The following is a 358-nucleotide window of genomic DNA, read 5'->3' as shown; positions in this document are numbered from 1 at the left end:
ATTAAAAGTCAGGTGCTCTACCGACTGAGCTAATAGACCATATTAGTTGGGGTGGATAATGAGAGTCGAACTCACGACCTCCAGAGCCACAATCTGGCGCTCTAACCAACTGAGCTATACCCACCATATATCTTCAAATTTAATGTGGTGGGCCATCAGGGACTCGAACCCCAGACCTACCGGTTATGAGCCGGGCGCTCTAACCAACTGAGCTAATGGCCCACATTAAATTTTTAGTAGCGGTAATAGGAGTCGAACCTATGACCTTTCGGGTATGAACCGAACGCTCTAGCCAACTAAGCTATACCGCCATATTCTTGGTGCCCAGAGGCGGAATCGAACCACCGACACGGGGATT

The 358-nt window shown here is 48.9% G+C and carries 3 tRNA genes; all 3 read right to left on the bottom strand.

The annotated features are described in order from the left end of the window. Positions 1 to 47: 47 nt before the first annotated feature. Positions 48 to 124 (bottom strand) — tRNA-His (locus IC213_RS20700). Positions 125 to 145: 21 nt separating this feature from the next. Beyond that, positions 146 to 222, bottom strand: a tRNA-Ile gene (locus IC213_RS20695). A gap of 15 nt (positions 223 to 237) precedes the next feature. Next, positions 238 to 311 (bottom strand) — tRNA-Met (locus IC213_RS20690). Between the last annotated feature and the right edge of the window lie 47 nt (positions 312 to 358).

The sequence above is a fragment of the Clostridioides sp. ES-S-0049-02 genome (assembly GCF_020658465.1).
Classification (GTDB): Bacteria; Bacillota; Clostridia; order Peptostreptococcales; family Peptostreptococcaceae; genus Clostridioides.
This window is presented reverse-complemented; position numbering and strand designations above follow the sequence as displayed.